The sequence below is a fragment of the Paraburkholderia sp. genome, from assembly GCF_024281035.1.
In the GTDB taxonomy this organism is placed as follows: domain Bacteria; phylum Pseudomonadota; class Gammaproteobacteria; order Burkholderiales; family Burkholderiaceae; genus Paraburkholderia.
This window is the reverse complement of record NZ_JAMXLH010000032.1, coordinates 101,014-124,315: the sequence shown is the minus strand read 5'-3', so window position 1 is coordinate 124,315 and position 23,302 is coordinate 101,014. Positions and strand designations below refer to the sequence as shown.

Below are 23,302 nucleotides of genomic sequence, written 5' to 3'. Positions count from 1 at the left end.
AGATTATCGATAATCTAACGTAATACGGTAAATTTCAAATCTTTCATACGATTGCCATCGCGCGATCAGGCACCATTGTTTCGCAACGGAAACGGGCGATATGCGCGCGTGCGCACACCGCTATTCACCACACCCAATCCCTGCCGTCAGACCCTAGCCCGTACTCTCGGTCGCGGTAACGAATTCCATGCGCTTCTGCGCGGCATCGTAGCGGCAGACGACTTTCGCGCCCTCCTTCACCGCGCCCTTGAGCATTTCTCTCGCCAGTTCGTTTTCGACGCTCTGCTGAATCTGGCGGCGCAGCTCACGGGCGCCGTATTCGGGCCGGTAGCCATCGGCAGCCAGGTAATCGATCACGCTTTCGTCGAACGTCAATTCGATATCCTGGCTGTGCGCCATCCGCTTCACCTGCTCCAGCTGCAGACGCACGATCTCGCGTAGTTGATCGTCCGAGAGCGGCTGAAACACGATGGTTTCGTCGATGCGGTTAAGAAACTCGGGCCGGAAATGCTGGCGCAATTCGCTCAGCACGGCGTTCTGCATGGACGCCTCGGCACTCGAAAGAAACCCCGGCCCCGAACGTTTCTGACCGGAAATCACGTCCGAACCAAGATTGCTGGTCGCGATGACCACCGTGTTGCTGAAATCCACGACTCGGCCCTTGCCATCGGTGAGCCGCCCGTCGTCGAACACCTGGAGCAACACGTTGTAAACATCGGAGTGCGCCTTCTCGATCTCGTCGAGCAGGATCACGCAATACGGCCTGCGCCGCACGCGTTCTGTGAGCTGTCCGCCCTCGTCGTAGCCGACATAGCCCGGCGGCGCGCCAATCAGGCGCGACACCGCGTGGCGCTCCATATACTCGCTCATGTCGATGCGCACGATCGCGTTTTCGTCGCCGAACACGACCTCGACAAGCGCCTTCGCCAGTTCCGTCTTGCCCACGCCAGTGGGTCCAAGGAACAGGAACACGGCAGTCGGCCGGTGTCCGCGCCGCAAACCGGCGCGCGAACGGCGCACCGCGTCGCTGACGGCGACGATTGCCTGGTCCTGGCCAATCACGCGCTCATGCAGCAGTTTTTCCATATCGAGCAGACGCGTGCGTTCTTCGGCGGTGAGCTGCGTAACGGGCACACCCGTCAGCTTCGAAACGATTTCGGCGACGTGCTCGGGCGTGACATCGGAGGTCACGGAGCCAAGACGGCCCTTCCATTCCTCGGTCGCTTTGGCCAAAGCCTTTTCCCAATCCGCAATTGGCTCATCGAGCGCGTGCGCGCGCTCGAAATTTTTGCGCGTGGCCGCGTAGTCCTGCTCACGGCGCAATTGCGCGAGTTCGGATTCGAGTTCGAGAATCGCGGCGGGCCGCGAAGTTGCCGAAAGATGCACGCGCGCCGCCGCCTGATCGATGAGATCGATTGCCTTGTCGGGCAGGAAGCGGCCCGTCACGAAGCGATCCGACAACTCCGCGGCGGCGACCAGCGCGTCGTCGCGGATCGTGACGTGGTGATGCACTTCAAGCTTGTCGCGCAGGCCGCGCAAGATGTTGATCGTCTGGTCGACGCTCGGCTCAGAGACAAAAACAGGCTGGAACCGGCGTTCGAGCGCGACGTCCTTTTCGATGTACTTCTGGTATTCCGCAAGCGTCGTCGCGCCGATCAGGTTCAGTTCGCCGCGCGCCATCGCCGGCTTGAAGACATTGGCGATATCGAGGCCGCCTTCGCTGCCGCCCTGACCCGCGCCGACGATCATGTGAACTTCGTCGATAAAGAGCACCAGCGTATCGCGCTGCGCGGCAATGTCGTCCATGACGTGCTTCACGCGCTCTTCGAATTCGCCGCGGTATTTCGCACCCGCGATCAACCCGTTCACATTCAATTCGACAAGACGCCGCCCACGCAGCGATTCCGGCACGTCACCGTTGAGCATGCGCTGCGCGAGGCCTTCCGCGATGGCCGTTTTGCCGACGCCGGGCTCGCCGATCAATACCGGGTTGTTCTTGCGGCGCCGCGCGAGCACCTCCACGACCGTCTCGATCTCGACTGAGCGGCCGATCACGGGATCGAGCTTGCCTTCGCTCGCGAGTGCCGTCAGGTCGCGGCTGTACTGGTCGAGATGCGGCGTGGGATTGGGGCCCTTTGCGGCAGGACGTTCGTGTTTATCGCCTTCGGCCTCGACCAGTTGCTCCAGCACCTTTTGCGGCGTGATGGCATAGCGTCCGAGCAGATGGCCCGCGAAGCTGTCCGGCACCTGCGAGAGTCCGAACAGCAGATGCTCGGGCGCAACGTAGCCATGGCGAAGCTCGCGCGAGACGAGAAAGGCGCGGTCGAGCGCGCCTTTAAGCCGCGGCGAAACGGCGATGCGCGCCGCATCCGCCGCACTCAACGGCTCGCGCTTCTGCGCGTTCGCATCGATATACGCGCGCACGTCATCGGGTTCGATGCCGAGGCGCGTGAGCATGGCGGCACCCGCATCATCGCCGGCGATTTCGTAGAGCAGGTGTTCCGTATCGACTTCACGCCGGCCGTACTGGACCGCGCGTTCGGCCGCGCGCTGCAGCAATTCGCGCGCGACATCGCTGAAATAACGCTCGACGACGGCGCTTTCGCCGGATTCCACCGTTTGCTGGACGCCTTGCGGCGCGGCATCTTCTTGCTGCGCGCTGCGAAACAGCGCTTCGAGTGGACTCAGCGTGCGCTGGTGGCGCGTGAGTTGCGCGTAGTGATAATCGCAGACGTCGATGTAGCGCCGCCTGCCGTCCTGCAACACGGCTACCCGCACCGTCGCCGGGCGAACGCCGCAAATGTCGCAGTTGAACTGAGCCATTTCGTCTCCTTGAGAGCGCCGCGCCGCATGCACGGCCGCCCGCTCGCCTCACACCACAGCGTGCCGCTCTGGCGCACGAAAGCCTTCAGGAATTACCGCCGTATTGCCGCTCGATTGCCGTTCCGTCGTTCAGACAACATCGTAACGTCGAACGCGACGGCGCGTCGGCAGGCTGCCGAGCCTTGCGCCTGCGTGCAAACGCATGCTGGCTGGGTGCGTTTCGTAAAGGAAAGTGGCTCAGACGGTGGCGCGCGATTCCTTGATCCATTCGGAAAGCAGGGTCGACGACACAGCCAGAATCACAGGACCGATGAAGAGCCCGACGATGCCGAACGCGAACATGCCGCCCAATACGCCGGAGAGGATCAGCAGCATCGAGAGATGGACGCCGCGCTGGATGAGCATGGGGCGCAGCAATTTATCGACCAGTTCGACGACCACGTACCACGCGAGCAGCAAGATGGCGGCAACGCGCGCGTCGTGTACGAAGAGCCAGACGACGCCGCCGACCATCGGCAGCACCGGACCGATCTGCGCGAGGCACATCATCAGCAGCACGGCGGTCAGCACGCCTGCGCCGGGCACGCCCGCAACCCATAATCCGATGCCGCCGAGCGCGGACTGGATCACCGCCGTGATGACGATACCGAGTGCGACTGCGCGGATCGACGCGCCCGCAAGCCGAACCGTTTCGGCGCCATGGTCCGGCGAGACGCGGTCCGCGAAGCGCACGACGTACGCGCCCGCGTGTTCGCCCTGACTGTAGAGGACGCCCGTGATGATCACGGTGACGAACATGTGAACGACGAATACGCCAACCGATGCGGCGTGTGTGATCAGCCAGTGCGCCGCAATCGACACATAGGGTTCGAGTTGCGCGAGCAGGCCGCCGGGACCGGCGTCGGAGAGGGACTGCCATTTGCTTGCGATACGCGCGCCCATGACGGGCACATCGCGCACCCAGTCCGGCGGCGGCGCGAGCGTGTAATCGGGCAGGCTGCGAACCACATTCATGATCTCGCTGCCGTGCTGCGCGAGCGTCGAGATCGCCTCGTAGAGCGGCAGCACCATCACGACGAGCAGGATCAGCAGCATGACCAGGGTGGCCAGCCAGCGGCGGTTGCCGCAACGGCGCTCGATGGCGAGCATCGCAGGCCAGGTCGCGACGACGATCGTCGTCGCCCAGATGAGCCCGGGGATAAACGGGCGCATCACATAGAGCGAGCCGATCGTCAACGCGCAGAGAATCGCGACGACGAACAGGATGCGGGCAATATCCGGTGAATCTTGCGGCTTCACTACGTCCTCCTCGCGGCATGCAGCCACGCTCGGCAATCGATACGGCGCCCGGTGGCCGCTCTCCTTGCGGAACAGCGCGCGCCAGGCTGTTGACGCGCCAGTCTATCCCGGATGCGCGATGGGCCGTCGAGATTATGGCGTCACATCGCGCATGACGGACGTGACGAACGTCACGAATGTAAAGGCCATAACAGGCATAGCAGGCCATAACAGCCCCGTGCTGCACTCTGGAATAATGACGGCTCCCCAAACTTGTCCCGCCTGGAGAAATTCGTCATGTCTGTTTCTGATCAGAAACTGCCCTGCGTGCTGCTGACCAACGACGATGGCATCGACGCGCCTGGCCTCGCCGTGCTCGAGGCCGTCGCGGCCGAACTGGCGCGCGAAGTCTGGGTTGTCGCGCCCGAACACGATCAGAGCGGCACATCGCACTCGATCAGCCTGCATTCGCCGCTGCGCGTGAGCCGCCGGGGCGAGCGGCGCTTCGGTGTGATGGGCACGCCGGGCGACTGCGTCGTGATGGCCGTGCGTTCCCTGATGGGCGACGTGACGCCTTCGCTCGTGCTGTCGGGCATCAACCGCGGCGGCAATCTCGGTGTGGAAACGATGTTTTCCGGCACGGTGGGCGCGGCGATGACCGGCCTGTTGCTCGGGTTGCCGTCGATCGCGCTCAGCCAGACTTTCCGTGACCGCGAACGTGTGCGCTGGGATACCGCGCGCGCACTTGCCCCGGACACGATCCGCCGTCTCGTTGCGGTCTCGCATGACGCGCCCATCTGCCTGAACGTGAATTTTCCCGATATCGACGCGAGCGCGGTGGGCCCGTTGAAAGTCACGCGCCAGGGCGTTGGACTCGTTCAGGGCATCGACGTCGTACCGCAGATCGACCCGCGCGGTATCGACTACCACTGGCTGCGTTTCAATCGCGGGCCACGCGAAAACGGCCCCGACACGGAAACGGCCGTGGTCAATTCAGGATGTGTCTCGGTGACGCCGCTGCGCTTCGAACGGACCGACGAACAAGCCTTTGCAAAACTGCAGTCGGCGCTCGAAGCTGGCCGCTGAATTGCGGCTGCCGCACGGCGCTCGGGTAATCAAATCCAATAATTAATTCACGCGATTAATTCAGCCAGCGAATTCAATGTGTGGACGATGCATGGCCGCTGAAAACGGCCATGCACGCGGATCAAGAAGATCAAGATGGATGAAGCGGCTGCGAGCATTCGCGCCGCCCTGTAACCCGTATTAACCGGTGTTTAGAAACCGGGCATGACCGGATACGGTTCTGTGTGGTCTTCCACGCCGCGCACGCCCGGAATGCTCTCTGCCGCGACGCGCACGGCCTGCACCGCTTCCGTCGAACTGAAGATGCCCCAGAGGTGCACGACACCATCGGTCACGACGATGTTCCGCCCGGCAAATGCCCACGGACGCCCTTCGAGTTCGGCGATCAATTCTTCGCGGATTTCGCGGTCGCTGGCGGATACTGTCTGCGAGTCGGCCGTGCTGCTCGCCAGCGCCTGAAGCAGATTCGCGCGGCTCACGATGCCGACGAGGTGGCCATCGCGCAGCACGGGCACGCGCTTGACGCCGCGTGTTTCCATGATCGTAGCGATCCTCGAAAGCCGTTCCTCTTCGTCCACGGAGATTACGTCGCGTGTCATCACATCTTCCACGCGGTGCGCATGCGATTTCACATAGGCTTCGGCATCGGCGCGCGTCGTAAAGAAGTCGAGCCAGCGCGAACGGCGTAGCTCCTGGGTGCCGATTTCGACGCGCCGCAGCAGATCGCCCTCACTGATGATTCCGATGAGCGACCCGTCCGCGTCGAGCACCGGCGCGCCGCTGATGTGCCGCTCGAGCAGCAATGCCGCTGCCTCGCGGATACTCATTTCCGGCTTGACGGTAATGACGTTGGTGGTCATGACATCCACTGCACGCATGATGCTTCTCCCAGTTCGCGTATTTGACGGAGGTGTTCCTTATCAAAGCGTAGTGGCTTGCTGCGCTGCGGCGTTGATGCAACTCAACATTACGGCCAGGCAACTGTATTTATGTGACGAATATGAAAAAACGTGCGGGAATGTTATTGCCTGGATATTGCCCGGCTTCGTCTGGATACCGATACATCCCAATTACGGGTGATGGCTGCGGGACGTGCCGGGGGTGCCGCGCGGGCACTGCCGGATGCTGCCGGTTACCGCGTTCGCCCCGAAACCGGCGATCCGATATGAAGTCTTCCGATAAACCCTGGTGCGCTTCGACAGGCCGTATTGTGCCACTGCATTCAGGCAGTGCGTTTGATTGTTGTCGGCGTCTGGACTGCGCCAGATCGACACGTCGTTGGCCCGGAATTCGAATGCGGGGCGACACGCGCGGCGTGCCGCCCGCCTCGATCCGGTTCACGGCAGCACCGTTCGGGTAGCGGGCGTTTCGTCAGCGATTCGATACGCCCCATACGCACCGGGATGACCGCTGCTTCAGATAATGAGGCGCGAAACCTTGACGCCTTCGAGCGACACACCCGCCATCAAACCGGCATTGGTGAGCACGAACGCTTCGACCGGATTGGTTGCGGTCGAAGTATCGACGTTGCCGTTCGCCCCGACCGTGACGAGCGCAACGGTTGCGTCCGCGCCCGCGGACCAGCCCTGGCTGTTGAGGAAGCGGTCGAGCGCCTCGCGGTTCATGAACGCGAAGATGATCGCCTTCGACTGCGCGCCGATCTGCAAACCAAACGAGCCTGCCACGGTACTGTAGTAACCCGTCGTGCGGCCATCCACACGCAGTGCGCCCGTGCCGTATTGCCCGCCGATCCAGAAGCCCGCAGCGAACACGCTCGGAAACACCAGTACGCCGTTCGCCCTCGAAAGCAGTTCGCGCGAGCCGTTCACGGTGTTGTAGAGGCGTGCGAGCGTGGCGTCGACGTTGGCGTCGATCGATTGGCGCTTCGCCGCGTTTTGTGAAGCGGAGTCACGCCCGCCGAGGGAGGTCGTCGTGCAACCGGCCAGCGCGAGGCTGCCGGTAGCGAGTGCGGCACTGGAGCTGATGAGAAATTCACGTCGGCGCATTAGGGTATCCCTGTAAAAATAGGTATGCGATAACCTTTGCGCGGATTCCGACATCCGTCAATCGCGGATGTCCACGCGCAAAAAGGTACAACAGGATAGCGCGAGTGCCCGTGCGCCTGGCGATTCCGCCTCGTCCCTATACGCACGAACTACGCACAAACTACGCACGAACGACCCGGCCGGTTACAGTGCGACGACCACGCCCGACATCGCGCCGCCGCACATTTCACGCGCGCCACCGCTACGATAAAGGGCATGTCACCTCTTCCCTCTGCGGCACGCATCGATGAAAGCCTCTTCCAAACGCCTGAATGTAACTTCGGTAACTTCCGTAACTGCGGTAACCGCGAAGCCCGCTACCGACCCGCGTCTCGACACACCTGCCCATTCCGGGTTGCCGCCGCGCGTGCAGCGTTTGATGTCCGGCCCGACGTGGCGCGACGCGAGCCGCGATCCCGACTTTCTCCAACGGCCGGATATGCGCGGCGTGCGTCTGCAGCTCGAATACGAAAAGGCCCAGCGGGGTTTGCAGGCCGCAGGCATCGATCACACAGTCGTCGTTTATGGCGCGAGTCGCACGCTCGAACCCGCTGAAGCCCACAAACGTTTCGCACAGGCACGCCGTGCGCTGCGCGCACAACCCGACGACCACGCGCTACAGGCAGCCGTACACGCGGCTGGCAGGCTCGTCGAGCGCAGTGCCAGCTACGAAGTCGCACGCGAATTCGGACGGCTCGTCGGTGCGGCGAAAGCCACAGCCACCTTGCCGAAGCTCACGATCGTCACAGGCGGCGGCCCGGGCATCATGGCGGCGTCCAATCGCGGCGCGAGCGAGGCCGGCGCACCGAGCGTCGGGCTCAATATCACGCTGCCGCACGAACAGTTTCCGAATCCATGGCAGACACCCGAACTGTGCTTCCGCTTCCACTATTTCGGCATCCGCAAGCTGCATCTGCTCGAACGCGCGAAGGCAGCGGTATTCTTCCCGGGCGGCTACGGCACATTGGACGAACTCTTCGAAGTGCTCACGCTGCTGCAAACGCGCAAGATCACACCGCTGCCCGTCGTGCTGGTGGGCAGCGCGTTCTGGCATAAAGCGGTGAATTTCGAGTTTCTCGCCGACGAAGGGATGATCGATCACGTCGATAAGGCGCTGTTCACGTTCTGCGAAACGGCTGACGAGATCTGGTCGACTATTCGCGACTGGTACACCGCCGCGCAGCCGAAGCGCGCAAACCACGGACGCGGCAAGGGGCGCTGAAGCGCAGGATTTCCGGCGGCGGGCACATGGCGGGGGTCGCGCTGCAGCCGCTTAGCTGCTTAGCTGCTTAGCTGCTTAGCTGCTATAGCCGCTGCAGCCGCTGTAGCCGCTGTAGCCGCTGTAGCCGCTAAGCGCGATTGTCCGGCGTCCGGTTCGGACAGGCTCCGTGACGCACGCGCAGACACCAAAGGCGCAGGACGCTCCCATCGAGCGGGCAAGCCGTCGCGTCGCGCGATGAAGTCTGCGAGCGCATATCGATGCGTGCGGCGAACGCGAGCGGCAGGACGAGACCGCACGGCGCCGTGCGGCCATCGCTTCGATGCCGTGGCGGCGCGCAGCGGTCCGGGTCCGAATCGACACGGCAAGTGTGCGCGTCGAGGACCGGCGGCTCATGGGGGAGTACGGCGGGCATGGCTCAACAGCCTCCAGAGAAAGCGGCAAATACAGTTACGTACGTCCACATGCTGATACGTGCATACAGGCGGTGGCATCGTAACGGTGCAAAAGCGGGTGCAAAAGCGGGTGTGAAAGCGCCGGGTGCCAGCGTCAAATTGCATCGCTCGTACCCGTAAAGCCGCGAGCACGAAGGTGCTCGACCATTCTTTGAATGCGGTACGAATTCTCTTTCATTTTCACGGCTGTACGCAAGCCCGCCGTGGGCCGCGTGCCCCGGCTTTCTCGCGAGACGGCGCGTCAAGCTTGCGCCGCAGGTGAATTGCGCCGATGGGTCACTTTGTCACTGCGCGTCGCAGACGCGTGTTCCCCGTGCGTGAACGACGTCAATACCGCGAGCGCGATTTCCGCCCACTTCACTCGATCTTCGCCTCACACGCAGTCCGGCAATGTAAAGCGCCAGATCAACCGTAAATCGGCATCGCCGGTTTTTTTCAGCGATTCGATATGGAATTTGATGGGCGCGAAATCCGTTATTTCGACATCCTGAATCAACTGGTATGACCGATGACGTGCTGGCTTGTGCGCCCGGTTTTGTGTCGCCATTCGCGGCTTTCCGGTAACACGCACCGCATTCGTTCTGCTACACACGGCAACGGTAATCTGTGGACACAATTGCTTTTGAACCCGATCCCTTAGTTCGGTTTCAAAGCAATATTAGAGGGAGACAATCGTGTTGCGGCTCACTTTGGCACTGGCGGCGGCGACCGTTCTGGCCGGCTGCGCCGTCGAACCCTATTCGGGTTACGACTACTACGACTATGGATACGGCTACCCGTACTACGGCTATCCTTGCTACGGCTATCCGTACACCGACTATTACGGCTACTGCGGGGGCTATTACCCAGGCGTCGCGAACATCGAATTCTTCGGCGGCGGTGGCCGGTTCTTCCATCACGGCTTCGGGCGGCATGGCTTCCGGGGACACTTCGGAGGCTTTCATGGCGGCGGCAGGCACTTCGGTGGCAGCGGGCACTTCGGCGGTGGAGGGCACTTCGGCGGCGGACATTTCGGCGGTGGCGGGCAGTGGCAAAGCGGTGGCATGGGGCACGGCGGCGGTCCGCGCGGACGCTAAATCCAATATGCGATCCGCGATACGCATTGACGCGCCCCGACCGCCGCACGCCTCAGGCCACGCGCACGCCATTCAAGTGCGTCCGCTCACCGGAATCAACGCGCCCGTGATTGCCTGCGCATCGGCGCCGAGCAGGAACGCAATCAACGCCGCAATTTCGCGCGGCTGAACCCAGCGCGTGAAATCCGCATTGGGCATGTCCTCGCGGTTTTGCGGCGTGTCGAGGACGCTCGGCAAAATCGCATTGACGGTTATGCCCTTGTCTTTCAGTTCCTCGGCAAGCGCCTCGGTGAGGCGAGCGACAGCCGCTTTCGACGCGCCGTAGGCGCCCATGCCGGCACCGGCCTTCAGGCCCGCGCCCGCACCGATGTTGACGATACGCCCCGCCTCACTCTTGAGCAGATGCGGCAAAGCCGCCTTCGATGCGTTGAGCACCGTCTTCACGTTGACCTTGTACATGAGGTCCCACGTGGCCGGATCGCCGTCCGCAATGGTTTCCCATCGGAACGCGCCCGCGATATTGAGCACCGCGTCGAGCTGGCCCAGTTGATCGTTGACCGCGTCGAGCGCCTGCTTTGCCGCCTGCAGATCTGCAACGTCGACGCCGCCGAGGCCCAATGCGGCCGTCACGCCTGCGGGAAGCGTGTCCGGCACGGCGCCGCGGCCGATCAGCGCCACGCGCGCGCCGCGCTCGATCAGCAACGCGGCTGTCGCCAGGCCGAGGTTGCCGAATCCACCCGTGATCGCCACGACTTTTCCATCGATTCCGGTTTTCATCTGTTTCGACACCCATCAAGTGTGATACGGCGGCAGAAGGCCGCGCCCTGCGCGCGCGTTAGCCAACCGCGCGGCTTTGTTCAAGCATACGCATTCGACCCGGCCACCGCTTCGGCGCGGGCCGGACGCGACAGTGCTCGTCGCGTTTCAGTATCGATAAATAAGCATGCCGAATAACCGCACCGGAAATAAAAGAGATCAAGCTCATGTTGAGCTTGATCATTCTAGTCGTGGTTTCCGTTATTCGGCTGTATCGCGATAGTTCGCGAACTTCGACGTATGGCCGATCCCCGGGTTGAAGCAGTTGCACGGATCGAGGGATTCGTAGAACGATTTCAGCTCGGGTTTCGCATAGTAGAGGTGCCCGACGTTGTGCTCGGCCGGGTATTGGGCGCCGCGATTGTCGAGCAGTTTCCACATCTCGTGTTCGAGCGCGAGGCAATCGTGGCCCTTGCGCACGATGTAATCCTGATGGAAAACGTGGCAGAGGAAGTGGCCGTAGTAGAGCTTGATCGCAATGGGCTTTTCGACTGCCTCGGGCAGTTGCTCGAACCACTCGCGATCGTTGCGGCGCAGGGCGATATCGAGCGCGACGATATCCTCCACTTCAGCGCTGTGCACGGCGCGATAACGCACGGCCGCGCCCGCCGCTGCGAAGCGATGCAGGAACGCCTTGGTGCCCTCTTCAGCCGTGCATTCGAAGAAGTCGCCGCTTGCGCCCGCGAAATAGCGTTTCAGATAATCGTGCGTCTCGTCAGTCATATCGGCAGAGACCTTGAGCATCAGATGATGCTCGAAGCGATTGCGATAGTCCTTCAGCCGCGCCGGCAAGTGGCTCGGGAAAAGCCGGCTCACCGCCTGCGCCACGCGATCGGTGAAATGCGAAGGCAAAAAGCCGATGCGCTCGAAAATTGCATCGCAGCGGCTCTTCAGGTTGAACAACGCGGGCAGGCGTTTCGTGCCCAGGTGCTGAATGAGCAGGAACATATCCTTGCCGTAGCGCTCGGCAATATCGAAAGCGTCTCGATGCATGTATTCGCCCGCGACAGGCAGGTTCGACATCTCACCGAGAATATGGCGACGCAGATCGGTCAGTTCGGACGTCTCGTTCGTGCCGATATAAAACACCTTCGTGCCCTTCTCGATCGGAAAAGTATCGAGCCGGACCGCGAAAACCATCACCTTGCCCGCCGATCCCGACGCTTCGTGCAAGCGCAGCGGGTCGGCGTTGTAGCGCGCGGGCGTGTCGGCGTCGACATCGCGGACATGTTTCGCGTACTGATGATCGGATGCGGCGCCGACATCGTGACGGATAGTGTCTTCCGGCAGATCGCCGCGATCGAGGCGCCCAAGCACCTCCTCCGGTGTTTCGCCAAGACCGATCCCCAGATGGTTCACGAATCTAAGCTGCCCTTGCGCATCCACCTGGGCGTACGCGGTCATTTCCGTGTACGCCGGGCCACGCCGCACGAGCGCGCCGCCCGAGTTATTGCAGATGCCGCCGATCACCGACGCGCCGAGGCACGACGAGCCGATCACCGAGTGCGGCTCGCGGCCGAGCGGTTTGAGCGTTTGTTCGAGCTGGTCGAGTGTCGAGCCGGGCAGGCAGACCACCTGTTTACCGCTGTCGATGACGTAGACCTGGCGCATGCGCGTCATGCTGACGATGACCACATCGCGGTCGTAGTTATCGCCATCGGGCGTCGAGCCGCCGGTGAGACCGGTATTCGACGCCTGCGAGATCACGACCACATTCGCCGCCACGCATGCCTGCAGTACCTTCCATTGCTCCACGAGCGAGCCGGGCTGCACCACGGCGGCAACGGAACCTTGTCCGAATCGAAAGCCCGTCCGATAGCGCCGCGTGGCCTTGTCGCCGGTCAATACATATTTTCGGCCGACGATGGACTGCAGGGATTCAACGAGCGGCGCTCGCCCTTCGACCCGGGTCGTGGCTGGCGAAACGGTGCCTTGGCGGACGGTGGACATGTAGGCGTCTCCTGCACGAAATATTAAGGTGCCGGCGGGACCGGCAAATTTTGCGCAAGGATAGGCCGACCCAATGAATCCGTCCAATATCGCAAAACGCCGCAATCAAGACGAAAATCCTATCAATCGTCAGGGGTCAAATCTGCTGCGGATGCCGTGCGATATCGCGCGCGATCCCGATGAAATTCTGCACCGCGGGCGCCCGGTCCTGTGGCCGGTACACGAGCGCGATCGTCGTATGCAGCGCGCCGCCCCTGAGAGCGTGATAAGTCACGCCCTTCGCCTGAATCTGCCGCATCGACGAAGGAATCAGCGTCACACCGAAGCCCGCCGCCGCCATGTTGACGGCCGAGGAAATCTGCGGCGACTCCATGCTGATGACTGGATGGAAACCGGCCTCATGGCACGCGCTGATAATCGAATCGTGCAGATCCGGCCCGATCGGGCGCGGGAAAAGAATGAGCGGGTCGCCCGCGAGATCGGCGAGATCCAGGCTGCGCCGTCGCGCAAAGCGATGCCGCGGCGGCAGCACGGCGAGCACGTCCTCTTCGACGAGCGGCTGGGTAGCGAGCCCGCGGCAGTCGAGCGGCAGGCGCACGAAGGCCGCATCCACGCGCGCTTCGCCCACGCGTTCCAGCAGCACCGAACTATTGCTTTCCTCGCAACCGATCGCAACGCCCGGCCAGGCACTGCGAAAGCGCTGGAGCGCGGCTGCGACAAGGGGGTGAAACACCGTCGACCCGGCAAAGCCGAGACTGAGCCGCCCCGTCTCGCCGCGCCCGGCGTTCTGCGCTTCGGCCAGCGCGAGTTCGGCTTCTTCGACGATACGGCGCGCACGCTCGCGAAAGAGCCGCCCCGCCTCGGTCAATTCGACGTGGCGCGAATGCCGCACGAACAGCCGCGTGCCGATCTCGGCTTCGAGCTTGAGAATCTGCTGGCTGAGCGGCGGCTGGGCGATACCGAGCGATCTTGCGGCCGAGCTGAAATGCAGATGCTCCGCGACCGCGAGAAAGTAGCGTAGTTGCCGGAATTCCATATGTTTTTCGTCTTGTTGCGCACGCGCAATAGTGGACTGGAATCGCGCCGGCGTCCAGGCAGCCGGAAAACCCGCGCGTCAGACCGGCATCATCGCGCGGCGCAGACAAGAAGACACGTCCCCCGTTTGGGCATTTTCCGGGCGTCCGCCAGGCTCACTCGGTGCCCGTGCGCGTCTCGTCGACGAACTTTTCGGTGGCGTCGTCGATCTTGCGGCCCTTGCGTCCGGCCGGGCCGTGAATGTAGATCGTTTTCATATCGATATGCGATTCGCCGGATATCCGCGGCGGCGGTGTCATTGCGTAGCGCACCGTGCGCGCGTGATCGGCCAGCTGCAGGTTGGGGTCGAATACCGAATTGAACCGCCAGAGCATGCGCACGAAGTTGGTCTGGCCGTGCAGCAGAAGGCGCGCCGCCTGGCGAGACGCGCGGCGCAGCGCCACCCAGCCAAGATGCTTGCGGTTCAGCACCTGTTGCGTGCGCACCAGTTCCGCGTAGAACTCGGGCAGCGGGAGTTTCGTCGGCACCACGGCGTGCTGGATGTCGTAAAGCCGGTAATCGAGACTCGTGAGCGGGCGCGATTCGCGTTGCCAGTTCTCGGTGCCCGGGTACGGCGTATTGACGCTGATATTGACGATTTCGGGAATTTCCAGACACCACTTGCGAATCGTCTCGAAGCGATCGCGGTCCCAGTCGGGATCGGCGATCAGATTGACCGCGACGGAGATGCCGAGCGAGCGCGCGAATTCCAGCGCCTCGAAATTGCGGTCGAGGCTGACGCGTTTGCGAAACGCCTTGAGCCCCTCCTCATCGATAGCTTCGAGGCCGAGGAACATGTAATTGAGGCCGAGCGTGCGCCAAAACCGGAACACCTCCTTGTTGCGCAGCAGAACGTCGCCGCGCGTCTCCAGGTAATAGTGTTTGTCGATGCCGCGCCGCCGGATCGCTTCGGCGATGGCCATGCCGTGGTCGGCGTGCACAAAAGCCACGTCGTCGACAATGAATACACCCGGCTCGCGCAGCGCGGCGAGATCCTCGACGACGACTTCCGGGCTGCGTGTGCGATAGCTGCGGCCATAGAACGTCCACGCGCTGCAGAACGTGCAATCCCACGGGCAGCCACGCGCAAATTCGATGGACGCGCACGGATCCAGCGTACCGATGAAATACTTTCGGCGATGCCGCAGGAGGTCGCGCGCGGGACGCACGGCATCGAGATGCTCGACAAAGCCCGGCGGCGGCCCAACGCCGCGCAGCGTCACGACGCCCGGCACCGCGAGCAGATCGCCGCCGTGCGCGACGGCGTCGAGCAGCGCGGCAATCGAGGCCTCGCCCTCGCCGCGCACCACGCAGTCGATATCGCCTTCGGCGTGACGCAGCAGATCGTGCGCGGTAAACGAGACGCTATGGCCGCCCACGAAGACGAAGCACGACGGCAGCGCCGCCTTGACGGCTCGCGCGAGGTCGACGATCTCGGGAATGTTCGCCAGATAGTTGCCGGAGAAGCACAGCGCCTCGGGCCGCCAGGTACGCACGACGCGCATCAGATCGGCGTGCGTTTCGACCTGCAGATCCAGCAGCCGCACGTCGTGGCCCGCTTCGCGCGCGGCCCCGGCAACCGATTCGAGCCCCAGCGGTTCCAGCCGCAGGAATACGCGCGTGTACATCAGGCCGCTCGGATGGACAGCAAGCAATTTCATGAAGCCTCCTTGCGACGCGCCAGCCCGTCGCGGCACGCTTGTCGCATCGCGCTCGGATTTGCCGCACGTCATGCACCGCACCGCCGAGGTGCGCGAGGCACGCGAGGTGCTCACCGGTAACGCAAAAAGCGTGCCCCGGCCATTCGATATTGCTGCTTCGTGGGAGTCTACGCGCGTTCGGCGGGCTCAGCCCGGGGAAGCGGCGCGACGGCCCCGCAGCGTCAGAAGCTGCCGAACAGCGTCCCCAGCACGATGACGACCGCAAGCGCGAGCAACGCGCCGAGGATGCTGACCACCACGAGATCGCGGTAGCTTTCGCGGTGTGTCGAGCCGCAGACAGCGAGCAGCGTGACGACCGCGCCGTTGTGCGGCAGGCTGTCGAGCGTACCCGACGACATGACCGCAACACGGTGCAGCAGCGCCGGATCGATATGATGTTGAGCCGCGAGTTGCATGTAAGTATCGCCGAGCGCATCGAGCGCGATGGTCAGGCCGCCCGACGCCGAACCGGTCAGCCCGGCGAGCAGGTTGGTCGCGACGGCGAGCGACACGAGCGGGCCGCCGCCGATGCCGAGCACCCAGTCGCGCACCGCCTCGAACGCGGGAAGCGCGGCGATCACCGCGCCGTAGCCGACGAGACTGCCGACGCTCAATACCGGCAGCACCGACGCATTCGCACCGGCGTCGACGCTTTCGCGCAGCGCGCCGAGGCGCTGCCGGTTCAGCGCGACGAGCACGACGATGCCGAGTGCGAGCGCCACCGACACGCCCCACACGCCCACCACGGCGGAGAGCGTCGTCGCACCCCAGCGCGGCTCGGCGAGATACGACGCGTCGATGCGCGGAAACACCACGACATTCATCACGAAGTTCATGCCCACGACCACCGCGAGCGGCGTGAGCGCAACCCACGGCGGCGGTGGACCGGCTTCCTTCGACGGCTCGGCGCCGCCGATTTCAGCCGGGTCGAACGTCTGCGCGACGCTCGCGCGTTCGCGCACGAGCGCGGACGTGCCGTCCTCCTGCCCCTTTGCAGCGCTGTTCTCCGGTTCGACGAAACCCTCGCCGTTGCGGCGCGCCGAAGCGGCCACGCGCGAAAGCCACCAGAGCCCGAAGCCCGCCATCACGATGCTCGCAATCACGCCGAGCCCCGGCGCGGCAAACGGCGTGGTGCCGAAGAACGGCATCGGAATCGCATTTTGCAGCGCGGGCGTGCCCGGCAACGCGGACATCGTGAAGGTTGCCGTGCCGAGCATGATCGCGGCGGGCATCAGACGGCGCGGCAGATTGGCCGAGCGAAACAGCGCCTGCGCCATCGGCGCGAGCACGAAGAACGCGACGAAGAGGCTGACGCCGCCATACGTGACGAGTGCGCCGCCCAGCACGACGGCGACCAGCGCATGGCGCGAGCCGAGCTTGTCGATCATGAACTGCGCGACGGCGTCGACCGAGCCGCTGTCTTCCATGAGCTTGCCGAACAGCGAGCCGAGCAGAAAAAGCGGAAAGAATTGGGCGAGAAACCGGCCCGTGCTGCCCATGAAAGTCTGCGTCCAGTGCGCGAGCACCGGTTGCCCCGAAATGAGCGCGGCAAGCATCGCGCAGAGCGGTGCGAGCAGCAGCACGCTCCAGCCGCGATACGCGAGCCAGATGAGCAGCGCAAGGCTCGCGAGCATGCCAGCGAGCCCCACCGCGAGCGTGCCCGCGCTCATTGCAGCACCCCGTCGAGCAGCGCGCCGAAATCGAACGACGACGTCACGCCGACGCTCGCGCCGTGCGTCGCGAGAAAGGCGTCGGCGGCTTGCCGGCCTTCGTCGCGCAACATGGTCAGGAATGACCATTCGGCGTTGAGCTTCGACGACGTGCCGAGCGTGACGAGCTTGTCGCTGTGAATGCGGTGCACGCGCATCGTCGCCCAGCGATGGCCTTCGCTGTTGCCCGGGTCGGCCACCTGATGCAGCAGCGCGATCATGCGCAGTTCTTTGAGCAGCGGCGAATTGAACGCGATTTCATTCAGGCGGTTGATGATTTCGCGCGCCGAACGCGGCGTGCCCGGCCGCTCCACGGGATTGACCTGCACGAGGATCGTGTCGACCGAATCGGTCTCGCGCACGAGCGGCGTGATCGTGGGGTTACCCGCGTAGCCGCCGTCCCAGTACGCTTCGCCGTCGATCTCGACAGCGCGGAACAGCGTTGGCAGACACGCCGATGCGAGCAGCGCGTCGGCCGTGAGATCGGCGTTGCGAAATACCCGCGCCTGGCCGTTGCGCACGCGCGTCGCCGTGACGAAGAGCTTGATGCGCGAGTTGCGCAGCGCGTCGAAATCGATTGTGTCCGCAAGGATCGTGCGCAGCGGATTGATGCTCGCGGGGTTCATGTCATACGGTGAAATGACGCGCGCCATCATGTCGAACGCCAGATAGACCGGCGAATGATCGAGCGTCCAGCGCCCGAGCATCATATCGACAAAGCCGCGCCGGAACGGGCTGAAACGCGCGGCGTCGGCCACGCGGCGCCAGAAGCGTTCGAGCGCCGCGCGCGCGCCCGGCACGCCGTCTTTCGCGTGACCGCTTGCGAGCACCGCGGCGTTCATTGCACCCGCCGACGTGCCCGAAATGCCCTCGATCTGAAGCCACGGTTCTTCGAGCAAACGGTCGAGCACGCCCCACGTATAGGCGCCGTGCGAACCGCCGCCTTGCAGCGCGAGATCGACGGGCAAAGGTTCGGTGCGGGTCGTGCTGTGTGTCGTTTCTGTTCCTGCGGGCATGGCGGCTCCGTGAAAACGCGACCTTCACGAGGGTACAGGAAAAGGCGCAAGCGGCTCGCACAGGTGTGATGCCGCCGCGGCGTGGTGCCTTCGCCTGCTACCTTCGCCTGCTACCTTCGCCTGCTACCTTCGCCTGGTACCCTCGCTTGCTACCTTGTTTTGCACCTTTGGTAGACTCGAAACCATTCCTTGCATCGGCAATCCCCGCCCGCCCACCGTGCCTTCCACCCGCTCGCCTTCCCACCCGCTTTCGCGTTTGCTCGCTGAAATCCGCGCCTGTACCGTGTGCGCCGACGCGCTGCCGCTCGGCCCTCGCCCCGTGCTCCAGGCCGGTGCGGGCGCGCGTTTACTGATCGTGGGGCAGGCGCCCGGCACGAAGGTGCACGCATCGGGCGTTCCGTGGGACGACGCGAGCGGCGAGCGCCTGCGCACATGGCTCGGCATCGATCGCGAGACCTTTTACGACGCCTCGAAAGTCGCCATCGTGCCGATGGGTTTCTGCTATCCGGGCCGCGGCGCGGGCGGCGACAATCCGCCGCGTCCCGAGTGCGCGCCGCGCTGGCACGCACGCTTGCTCGCGCAACTGCCGGACGTGCAGCTCACGCTGCTGATCGGGCAATACGCGCAGCGCTATTTTCTGGGTGACCGGCGCAAGGCAACGCTCACCGAAACCGTCGAGGCGTGGCGCGAGTACGCTCCCGCCTTTGTGCCGCTGCCCCATCCGTCGCCGCGCAATCAACCCTGGTTCGCACGCCATGCGTGGTTCGAGCACGATGTGCTGCCCGCACTGCGCGAGCGCGTCGCGGCAACGCTGGCTGCCGCGCACCCGCTAGCGCCGCAACCGCAGAATGGAGATACAACGATGACCAAGCCGACCATCGACATTCAGCGCGTCTACGAAGCGCCGCCCACCGGCGATCACGCGTGTTTCCTCATCGACCGCCTGTGGCCGCGCGGCATCCGCAAGGAAGCGCTCGGGCACGTCGAATGGCTCAAGGACGTTGCGCCCAGCACGCCGCTGCGTCAGTGGTATCACCAGAATCTTTCGCAATGGGACGAGTTCAGCAAGCGTTACCTTGCCGAACTCGACGCGAATCCCGACGCGTGGCAGCCGCTCGCCGACGCGTGCGCGAAAGGGCCGATCGCCCTGCTCTATGGCACGCGCGATGTCGAGCACAACCACGCGATCCTGCTGCGCGACTATCTGCTGAAGAAAATCAAACGCAAATAGCGACGCAAAAGCTGCGCGAAATACCCCGTTACACGCGTGACGGCGCCCAAACTGGCTTATCTGCTACCGTAGTGACAGATCGCACAACGATCGTCGGGCGATCTCCCTTCAAGGAGGAACTGCGATGCGCAAGCAGCTCGTCGGTGCGGTACTCGCCGGTCTGGCCGGAAGTTTCATCGCTTCGCCGCCGGCCGCCGCCCAGACTCCGGCGTTCACCAACACGACTGTGAATCTATTCGCCGGACCAGCCGGCGATTATCCGATCGTCGCGCAAGTGCCGGGCGGCGTCCCGGTTTCGGTGTGGGGATGCCTCGCGGGCTTCAGCTGGTGCGACGTCAGCCTATCTGGCCTGCGCGGCTGGGTCTGGGGCGGCTTCCTGAATTACACGTTCCAGGGCAGACCCGTCCCGGTCATGAGCTACGGCCCCACGATCGGCCTGCCGATCGTGACGTTTTCGCTCGGTGCGTATTGGGGCAACTTCTATCGCGACCGGCCCTGGTTCCGCAACCAGGCGTACTGGATGCGTCGTCCGCCGCCGCGGCCGGTCAGGCCGCCTCCCATCCGGCCGCCGCACCGGCCGCCCGGCGTTGGCGGGCGGCCGCCTCAAGGCGGCGGGCCCGGAAACAACGCCCGTCCACCCGGTGGCGGCAGGCCGCCAGGCGGGGGCCGCCCGCCCGGCGCAGGCAGGCCGCCCGGCGGGCAGGGACCCGGCGCGCAGGCACCCGGCCCTGGACGGCCTCCCGGCGCAGGCGGCGGAGGTCGCCCGCCCGGTGCGCAAGCTGGTCAGGGCGGCGGACGCCCGCAGGGCCAGGGCGGTGGCAGACGCCCGCCTGATGCTGGCGGCGGCAACCGTTCGTCTGGCGGCGGCAGAAACCGGCAACCCGGCAGCGGTAATTGAGTCCGCAACAGTCGATAACAACCATCCCGCTGGACGGTGTGCCACTTGCCGCACACCGTCCATCTGATTCTCACCAGTTCACCCGCTTTCAGCGCCGCCTCCAACAGCCGTAGCCACGCGCGCACGCACAGCCGATCCGCTACCGGGCATCGCGTTGGCGTGGTGCTTGTATATACGGATTCCTGATTAACGTGAAGCAAACAAAAATGCCGCGCATACGCGCGGCGTTGCGGTGTCGCACCCTGCGTTCAACGATGGTGAAGACGATGGCAAACGCGCACGGGATGATGATTGTGATGCTCGACGTGGCAGGCAACGTGAGCCGGCGACGCGAACGCGGCGATCGGCGCGAGCATGGCAGCACAGCAAATAAGGGCGGACAAACGGAGAACAGGCTTGAATGCGGCTTTCATGTTTTGGGATTTTTAACGGCAGCGTAATACGGTTAAAAAGGGCCGTTTTGAAACGGCACGGAAGTTTAACGCAGAAGGCGTCGCACTTCATTACGCGTTTGTAACCGGCGTAGCGTCAAATGTCAGCCGCTTGACAGTCCCGGTTCCATTGCTTCCTTGCCGTTAATCCATCGCTTTTAATCCCTCGCCTTTAATCCCCTTTATGCGGGTTTCAACCCCCTGCGCCGTCGCCGTCACCGTCGCCGTCCAGGCGTCTCAGCAATTCACGCCCGCGTATCGTGAGTCGCGGCACTGTGTCGTCGGCGTGCTCGTCCATTTCCACGAGCTGATAGTGCTGCAGAGCCAGAAAATCGGAGTCAAGCGTCTGGATTGGCGTATGTGCATCGCGAATCAGCAACAGCGCCGCTAGTTCGTGGTGACTGAGCATCGAATCTCTCCTGTGCGAAAACGCCCGGTATTGCCTGGTATAGTGGCCGAAACGTACAGTTTCGCTACAGACGTGTTTCGCTTTGTTACGCGTACGCGCATGCGCGCCGCAAGGGTTGCATCGGCCGCATTGCCGTACGTCGTGCGCATGTCTCATGCCGCGCGATTTAAGGCATGAAACTCACCTTTTCAACACCACCAAAACGGTGACGGGTTCAAAAGCATGTACTCTGTGCCCGGATCATCCGATCAATGATTCAGATATCTAATTCGTTCGCCGTTCCTGCAACGCAAAACGGCGTTCAGCACCGTGGCCCCATGTGCTTCACACACCTCGCGCGGCTTACCGCTTATCGCTCGAAAATATAGACACCCGGTGCGTCCTCAAGTCCTCCGGTTACGGCGCGGGCCTCGATTTCGCCGCTCGATTGTTCCTGCAGCCACTCCACGAGGCGCGGCCACCACGATCCTTCAACCGGCGGCGTGCCGTCAAAGAACGCTTGCGGGCTGCGATACGCCATTCCGGGGTCGCGCGTGGCACAGCGGTAATGACGCCGCGGATGCCCGGGCTCCGACACGATGCCCGCGTTGTGACCGCCCGCGGTCAGCAGAAACGTAAGCGGATTGTGGGTCGAGAGCAGCAGCTTGTAGACCGAGCGCCACGGCGAAACGTGATCGCGCTCGGTGCCGACGACGAACATCGGCTGCTCGATATCCGAAAGCGCAACCGGTTCGTCGCCCACGCAGTAGCGTCCCTCGGCGAGATCGTTGTGGAGGAACAGATCGTTCAGATACTCGATATGCATGCGGTACGGCATGCGCGTCGTGTCCGCATTCCACGACATCAGATCGTTGGCCTTCGAGCGGCGGCCAAGCAGGTACTCGCTCATCATGCGCGACCAGACAAGATCGCGTGCGTTGAGCAACTGGAACGTCGCCGCCATTTGCGAGCCGTCCAGATAGCCCTGCCGCCACATGAGCGCATCGAGCGCAGCCAGTTCGCTCGCGTCGATATACAAGCCGAGCTCGCCGGGCTCGCTGAAATCGGTTTGCGCGGCGATCAGCGAGATGGAACGTAGCGCGTCGTCTTTACCGTCGCGTGCGAGCGTCGCCGCCGCGATGGCAAGCAGCGTGCCGCCGAGACAATAGCCCACGGCCTGGACCGCTTCGTCGCCGCAGCGGGCCCGGGCGGCATCGAGCGCATCGAGCATCGCCTGCAGGTAATCGTTCAGGCCGAGATCGCGTGCAGACGCCCGTGGATTGTGCCAGGACAGCGCAAACACCGTGAACCCCTGCTCGACCAGATAGCGGATCAGCGAGTTGTGCGGCTGGAGGTCGAGAATGTAGTACTTCATGATCCACGACGGCACCACGAAAACAGGTTCGCGCGCCACGCCGGCCGTTGCCGGATCGTATTGGAGCAACTCGCACAGTGCGTTGCGCCACACGACCTTGCCCGGCGTCAGCGCAACATCCTTGCCCGGCTCATACGCGAGCGGCGTATGCACGGGCGCGCCGCCCATACCTTTTGTCACGGCGACGTAATCCTGCATCCAGTGCTTCATGCCCTGGGCGAAGTTCGCGCCGCCGCTCGCCAGGGTGGCTTCGAGCACGACCGGGTTGGTCGCGATGAAATTGCCCGGCGAGCACGCGTCGACCCACTGACGCGCCAGAAAACGCACGATGTCGGCGTGATGGCGCTCGACGCCCGCCACGCCGGTCGTCGCTTCCTGCCACCATTCCTGCGTGCGCAGGAAGTTGTCGCGCCACGCGCTGAACGGCCACGCGGACCACGACGGCGCAATGAAACGCAGATCGTCTGCGGGCGCCTCCGGCGCCTTCATCGACGCTGCGGACGCCGTAGCCACGCCAGCCACCACTGGCAGGGCAGCGCGCCAGGCAGCGGCCGCGTCGTGCGAAGCGCGCAGGGCGAGATCGAAACACTTGCCCGGCGAAATCGCCAGATGCATGCCCCAGTCGAGGCACGCCAGCACGGCCGAAACCGGCGAAAGCCCTCCCGTGAGCGCAGCGACACTTGCATGCGCAACGAGATCGAGCGGATCGTCATGCAGGCCGACGAGGGTCAT

General features: G+C 63.8%; 20 protein-coding genes and 1 pseudogene. 7 read left to right on the top strand and 14 right to left on the bottom strand.

Annotated elements, in window-relative coordinates; all coding sequences use genetic code 11:
* Window positions 1–153 precede the first annotated feature (153 nt).
* Together Q0L30_RS11885 and ydiK are read right to left on the bottom strand one after the other, a co-directional pair.
* Window positions 154–2,823 (bottom strand): ATP-dependent Clp protease ATP-binding subunit, encoded by a 2,670-nt coding sequence (locus tag Q0L30_RS11885; RefSeq protein ID WP_296655150.1) that lies wholly within the window; start codon window positions 2,821–2,823, stop codon window positions 154–156.
* 237 nt (window positions 2,824–3,060) lie between these two features.
* Complete coding sequence (ydiK, locus tag Q0L30_RS11880) at window positions 3,061–4,122, bottom strand: AI-2E family transporter YdiK (protein WP_296655149.1); 1,062 nt, start codon at window positions 4,120–4,122, stop codon at window positions 3,061–3,063.
* 276 nt (window positions 4,123–4,398) lie between these two features.
* Here ydiK and surE point away from each other — a divergent pair, with 276 nt between their 5' ends.
* Window positions 4,399–5,187: a 5'/3'-nucleotidase SurE gene (gene surE, locus Q0L30_RS11875; protein WP_296655147.1), complete on the top strand. Its 789-nt coding sequence runs from the start codon at window positions 4,399–4,401 to the stop codon at window positions 5,185–5,187.
* A gap of 191 nt (window positions 5,188–5,378) precedes the next feature.
* Here surE and Q0L30_RS11870 read toward each other — a convergent pair whose 3' ends face one another.
* Together Q0L30_RS11870 and Q0L30_RS11865 are read right to left on the bottom strand one after the other, a co-directional pair.
* On the bottom strand, window positions 5,379–6,065 hold the full coding sequence (locus tag Q0L30_RS11870) for a CBS domain-containing protein (protein ID WP_296655145.1): 687 nt from the start codon (window positions 6,063–6,065) through the stop codon (window positions 5,379–5,381).
* Window positions 6,066–6,602: 537 nt separating this feature from the next.
* Window positions 6,603–7,193 (bottom strand): YSC84-related protein, encoded by a 591-nt coding sequence (locus tag Q0L30_RS11865; protein ID WP_296655144.1) that lies wholly within the window; start codon window positions 7,191–7,193, stop codon window positions 6,603–6,605.
* Between the two features lie 286 nt (window positions 7,194–7,479).
* On the opposite strand from Q0L30_RS11865, the gene Q0L30_RS11860 reads away from it, so the two are divergent.
* Window positions 7,480–8,454: an LOG family protein gene (locus Q0L30_RS11860; protein WP_296655143.1), complete on the top strand. Its 975-nt coding sequence runs from the start codon at window positions 7,480–7,482 to the stop codon at window positions 8,452–8,454.
* A gap of 127 nt (window positions 8,455–8,581) precedes the next feature.
* On the opposite strand, the gene Q0L30_RS11855 is transcribed toward Q0L30_RS11860, so the two are convergent.
* Together Q0L30_RS11855 and Q0L30_RS11850 are read right to left on the bottom strand one after the other, a co-directional pair.
* A complete protein-coding gene (locus Q0L30_RS11855; protein ID WP_296655141.1) occupies window positions 8,582–8,866 on the bottom strand; it encodes a hypothetical protein in 285 nt (94 codons plus the stop codon).
* 413 nt (window positions 8,867–9,279) lie between these two features.
* On the bottom strand, window positions 9,280–9,453 hold the full coding sequence (locus Q0L30_RS11850) for a hypothetical protein (RefSeq protein WP_296655140.1): 174 nt from the start codon (window positions 9,451–9,453) through the stop codon (window positions 9,280–9,282).
* Window positions 9,454–9,583: 130 nt separating this feature from the next.
* Between Q0L30_RS11850 and Q0L30_RS11845 the strand changes: the two genes are divergently transcribed.
* A complete protein-coding gene (locus tag Q0L30_RS11845) occupies window positions 9,584–9,982 on the top strand; it encodes a hypothetical protein (RefSeq protein ID WP_296655138.1) in 399 nt (132 codons plus the stop codon).
* Between the two features lie 72 nt (window positions 9,983–10,054).
* Here Q0L30_RS11845 and Q0L30_RS11840 read toward each other — a convergent pair whose 3' ends face one another.
* The 6 genes from Q0L30_RS11840 to Q0L30_RS11815 form a co-directional block, all read right to left on the bottom strand.
* Window positions 10,055–10,759, bottom strand: a complete 705-nt coding sequence (locus Q0L30_RS11840; RefSeq protein WP_296655136.1) for an SDR family NAD(P)-dependent oxidoreductase — start codon at window positions 10,757–10,759, stop codon at window positions 10,055–10,057.
* Between the two features lie 240 nt (window positions 10,760–10,999).
* A complete protein-coding gene (gene dld, locus Q0L30_RS11835; RefSeq protein WP_296655134.1) occupies window positions 11,000–12,748 on the bottom strand; it encodes a D-lactate dehydrogenase in 1,749 nt (582 codons plus the stop codon).
* A gap of 136 nt (window positions 12,749–12,884) precedes the next feature.
* The gene (locus tag Q0L30_RS11830) at window positions 12,885–13,784 is read right to left on the bottom strand and encodes a LysR family transcriptional regulator (RefSeq protein WP_296655132.1); all 900 of its coding nucleotides are present in this window, start codon (window positions 13,782–13,784) and stop codon (window positions 12,885–12,887) included.
* Window positions 13,785–13,938: 154 nt separating this feature from the next.
* On the bottom strand, window positions 13,939–15,483 hold the full coding sequence (gene hpnR / locus Q0L30_RS11825; protein WP_296655129.1) for a hopanoid C-3 methylase HpnR: 1,545 nt from the start codon (window positions 15,481–15,483) through the stop codon (window positions 13,939–13,941).
* A gap of 221 nt (window positions 15,484–15,704) precedes the next feature.
* Complete coding sequence (locus tag Q0L30_RS11820) at window positions 15,705–17,192, bottom strand: GntP family permease (protein ID WP_296655128.1); 1,488 nt, start codon at window positions 17,190–17,192, stop codon at window positions 15,705–15,707.
* Complete coding sequence (locus Q0L30_RS11815) at window positions 17,189–18,247, bottom strand: patatin-like phospholipase family protein (RefSeq protein ID WP_296655126.1); 1,059 nt, start codon at window positions 18,245–18,247, stop codon at window positions 17,189–17,191. The genes Q0L30_RS11820 and Q0L30_RS11815 overlap by 4 nt, the downstream gene beginning before the upstream one ends.
* A 217-nt stretch (window positions 18,248–18,464) precedes the next feature.
* On the opposite strand from Q0L30_RS11815, the pseudogene Q0L30_RS11810 reads away from it, so the two are divergent.
* From Q0L30_RS11810 to Q0L30_RS11795, 4 genes and pseudogenes are all read left to right on the top strand, one after another.
* Window positions 18,465–19,052 (top strand): annotated as a pseudogene (locus Q0L30_RS11810) (uracil-DNA glycosylase family protein); the annotation flags it as partial.
* Between the two features lie 57 nt (window positions 19,053–19,109).
* Window positions 19,110–19,478 (top strand): DUF488 domain-containing protein, encoded by a 369-nt coding sequence (locus Q0L30_RS11805; RefSeq protein ID WP_296655334.1) that lies wholly within the window; start codon window positions 19,110–19,112, stop codon window positions 19,476–19,478.
* Window positions 19,479–19,602: 124 nt separating this feature from the next.
* The gene (locus tag Q0L30_RS11800) at window positions 19,603–20,376 is read left to right on the top strand and encodes an SH3 domain-containing protein (protein WP_296655124.1); all 774 of its coding nucleotides are present in this window, start codon (window positions 19,603–19,605) and stop codon (window positions 20,374–20,376) included.
* A gap of 191 nt (window positions 20,377–20,567) precedes the next feature.
* A complete protein-coding gene (locus tag Q0L30_RS11795; RefSeq protein WP_296655122.1) occupies window positions 20,568–20,816 on the top strand; it encodes a hypothetical protein in 249 nt (82 codons plus the stop codon).
* Between the two features lie 184 nt (window positions 20,817–21,000).
* On the opposite strand, the gene Q0L30_RS11790 is transcribed toward Q0L30_RS11795, so the two are convergent.
* Together Q0L30_RS11790 and Q0L30_RS11785 are read right to left on the bottom strand one after the other, a co-directional pair.
* Window positions 21,001–21,216, bottom strand: coding sequence for a hypothetical protein (locus tag Q0L30_RS11790; protein WP_296655120.1), 216 nt, complete (start codon window positions 21,214–21,216; stop codon window positions 21,001–21,003).
* Window positions 21,217–21,565: 349 nt separating this feature from the next.
* Entirely contained in the window at window positions 21,566–23,302 is a 1,737-nt protein-coding gene (locus Q0L30_RS11785; RefSeq protein ID WP_296655333.1) for an alpha/beta fold hydrolase, read from the bottom strand.

Coding starts and splice junctions, on each gene's coding strand:
- Q0L30_RS11885 (WP_296655150.1), bottom strand. CDS start 2,823: ATGGCTCAGTTCAACTGCGACATTTGCGGCGTTCGCCCGGCGACGGTG.
- surE (WP_296655147.1), top strand. CDS start 4,399: ATGTCTGTTTCTGATCAGAAACTGCCCTGCGTGCTGCTGACCAACGAC.
- Q0L30_RS11870 (WP_296655145.1), bottom strand. CDS start 6,065: ATGCGTGCAGTGGATGTCATGACCACCAACGTCATTACCGTCAAGCCG.
- Q0L30_RS11865 (WP_296655144.1), bottom strand. CDS start 7,193: ATGCGCCGACGTGAATTTCTCATCAGCTCCAGTGCCGCACTCGCTACC.
- Q0L30_RS11860 (WP_296655143.1), top strand. CDS start 7,480: ATGAAAGCCTCTTCCAAACGCCTGAATGTAACTTCGGTAACTTCCGTA.
- Q0L30_RS11855 (WP_296655141.1), bottom strand. CDS start 8,866: ATGCCCGCCGTACTCCCCCATGAGCCGCCGGTCCTCGACGCGCACACT.
- Q0L30_RS11850 (WP_296655140.1), bottom strand. CDS start 9,453: ATGGCGACACAAAACCGGGCGCACAAGCCAGCACGTCATCGGTCATAC.
- Q0L30_RS11840 (WP_296655136.1), bottom strand. CDS start 10,759: ATGAAAACCGGAATCGATGGAAAAGTCGTGGCGATCACGGGTGGATTC.
- dld (WP_296655134.1), bottom strand. CDS start 12,748: ATGTCCACCGTCCGCCAAGGCACCGTTTCGCCAGCCACGACCCGGGTC.
- Q0L30_RS11830 (WP_296655132.1), bottom strand. CDS start 13,784: ATGGAATTCCGGCAACTACGCTACTTTCTCGCGGTCGCGGAGCATCTG.
- hpnR (WP_296655129.1), bottom strand. CDS start 15,483: ATGAAATTGCTTGCTGTCCATCCGAGCGGCCTGATGTACACGCGCGTA.
- Q0L30_RS11820 (WP_296655128.1), bottom strand. CDS start 17,192: ATGAGCGCGGGCACGCTCGCGGTGGGGCTCGCTGGCATGCTCGCGAGC.
- Q0L30_RS11815 (WP_296655126.1), bottom strand. CDS start 18,247: ATGCCCGCAGGAACAGAAACGACACACAGCACGACCCGCACCGAACCT.
- Q0L30_RS11805 (WP_296655334.1), top strand. CDS start 19,110: ATGACCAAGCCGACCATCGACATTCAGCGCGTCTACGAAGCGCCGCCC.
- Q0L30_RS11800 (WP_296655124.1), top strand. CDS start 19,603: ATGCGCAAGCAGCTCGTCGGTGCGGTACTCGCCGGTCTGGCCGGAAGT.
- Q0L30_RS11790 (WP_296655120.1), bottom strand. CDS start 21,216: ATGCTCAGTCACCACGAACTAGCGGCGCTGTTGCTGATTCGCGATGCA.
- Q0L30_RS11785 (WP_296655333.1), bottom strand. CDS start 23,302: ATGACCCTCGTCGGCCTGCATGACGATCCGCTCGATCTCGTTGCGCAT.